2 protein-coding genes and 2 pseudogenes are annotated in these 1,989 nt (G+C 71.4%); 1 reads left to right on the forward strand and 3 read right to left on the reverse strand.

What is annotated here, in order from left to right:
* Positions 1-313, reverse strand: a pseudogene (locus H5J33_RS33055) (dihydroxyacetone kinase); the annotation flags it as partial.
* 258 nt (positions 314-571) lie between these two features.
* Here H5J33_RS33055 and rpmB point away from each other — a divergent pair.
* Positions 572-757 carry a 50S ribosomal protein L28 gene (rpmB, locus tag H5J33_RS33060; RefSeq protein WP_003993230.1) on the forward strand — a complete coding sequence of 62 codons (186 nt, stop codon included), beginning with the start codon at positions 572-574 and terminating at the stop codon, positions 755-757.
* 105 nt (positions 758-862) lie between these two features.
* On the opposite strand, the gene thiD is transcribed toward rpmB, so the two are convergent.
* Both thiD and H5J33_RS33070 read right to left on the reverse strand, forming a co-directional pair.
* A complete protein-coding gene (gene thiD / locus H5J33_RS33065; protein WP_181798397.1) occupies positions 863-1,648 on the reverse strand; it encodes a bifunctional hydroxymethylpyrimidine kinase/phosphomethylpyrimidine kinase in 786 nt (261 codons plus the stop codon).
* A pseudogene (locus tag H5J33_RS33070) lies at positions 1,645-1,989 on the reverse strand (thiamine-phosphate kinase); the annotation flags it as partial. The gene thiD and the pseudogene H5J33_RS33070, both read right to left, overlap by 4 nt.

Consider the following 1,989-nt stretch of genomic DNA (forward strand, 5'->3'; position numbering starts at 1 on the left):
TGCGTCTGGCCGACGGTGAGCAGGTGCCGTACGACCGGTTGCTGATCATCAGCGCGCCGTGGGCCATCGCGCGGGCCGCGTCGCCGAGGGACGGCTCCGCACGGCCGGTCTCGTACCCGGCGAACACCGCCTCCACGGCCGTGGCCGCCGACTCCAGGGTGAGATACAGGTTGGTCCCGGTGTCGCCGTCGGCCACCGGGTAGACGTTGATCGCGTCGATCTCCTCCCGGGCCCGGCCCAGCGCCCGGAGCGCCAGGGAGCACCAGGTACGCACCGCGAGAGCATCGAGGAATGTCTGCGGCACCTGCGCCACCTGCGCCTCCCTGACCCGGCCGTACGTGGGAGGCAGCGTAGACCCCGGACCGCTGTCCTCCGGAAGCGGGCCGGGCGCGGGGGCCTGAGCAGCCATGGTAGTTTCGTTGTACTGGCGCAGCCGTTGTATGCTGCTCCGGTTGCCCGATCCTGATCGGGCCGTTCCCCTGGCAACGCCACTCAGATCTCGGATCCTAGGATCTTGATCCCGGCATGCCGGGATTAACCGTAAGTGCATCTGAAGTCTTTGGAGTGACCCGTGGCTGCCAACTGCGACGTCTGCGGCAAGGGGCCGGGCTTCGGCAACAACATCTCGCACTCGCACCGCCGTACGTCCCGCCGCTGGAACCCGAACATCCAGCGTGTGCGTACCGTGGTCGGCGGGACGCCGAAGCGCGTGAACGCTTGCACCTCGTGCATCAAGGCCGGCAAGGTCTCGCGCTGACGCTACAGCTGAGCGCGCGGCCACTGCCTGGTTCGCTGCAAAAAGCCGGTCCACCTCACGGTGGGCCGGCTTTTTGCCGTGCCCCTGTGCCGCCCGCGGGCGGGATCAGCTCCTGAACCGCCAGCCGTGATCCACCGGCCCGATCCCGGCGCCGAGGGGGAACCCGGCGGCGATCGCCCCGGTGACGTACTCCTTGGCCGCCGTGACCGCCTCCGGCACGGACTTCCCCAGGGCCAGCCCGCAGGCGATCGCGGAGGCCAGGGTGCAGCCGGTGCCGTGGGTGTGCCGGTTGTCGTGCCGGGGGGCGCGCAGCAGGTGCTTCTCGGAGCCGTCGGTGAGCAGGTCCACGGCGTCCCCGGGCAGGTGCCCGCCCTTGATCAGCACCCAGCGCGGCCCGTACGCCAGCACGGCGGCCGCCGCCCGGCGCAGGTCCGCCTCGGACTCCACCCGTATCCCCGTGAGCTGCGCCACCTCGTCCAGGTTGGGCGTGGCCACGGTCGCCGCGGGCAGCAGCCTGGTGCGGACGGCGTCCAGCGCGGAGGCGGCCAGCAGCGCGTCGCCGTGCTTGGAGACGCCCACCGGGTCCACCACGGCAGGCGCGTCGGTGCCGGAGATCAACTCGGCGACCGTCTCGACCAGTTCCGCGGAGGCCAGCATGCCGGTCTTCACGGCCTGCACGCCGATGTCGTCCACGACGCTGCGGTACTGGGCCCGGACCGCCGCCGCGGGCAGCTCCCAGGCGCCCTGGACGCCCAGGGAGTTCTGGGCGGTCACCGCGGTCAGCACGCTCATGCCGTGCACGCCGTGCGCCAGCATCGTCTTCAGGTCGGCCTGGATCCCCGCGCCGCCGCCGGAGTCGGATCCCGCCACCGTGAGCACCCTGGGGATCACGACTCTATGTCCCCGAAGTGGTCCCAGCCGCCCTTGCTGGTCCAGGGCGCCCCGTCGACCGTCACGTGGGGCAGCGCGGAGGGGTTGAGGACCTCTCCGATGACCTTCCAGCGGGCCGGGAGCTTGACGTCCGGCGGGAAGGTGGCCACGATCGCGTGATCCTCTCCCCCGGTCAGCACCCACTGCAGCGCGTCCACGCCGACGGCCTGGCCGATGTCGTGCATCTGCGTGGGGATGTCGATCGCGCCGGAGCTGATGTCGATGCGGACCTTGCTGGCCTCGGCGATGTGCCCGAGGTCGGCGATCAGGCCGTCGCTCACGTCGCACATCGCGGTGGCGCC

Origin of the sequence: Streptomyces sp. WELS2, assembly GCF_013870595.1 — a bacterium.
GTDB lineage: Bacteria > Actinomycetota > Actinomycetes > Streptomycetales > Streptomycetaceae > Streptomyces.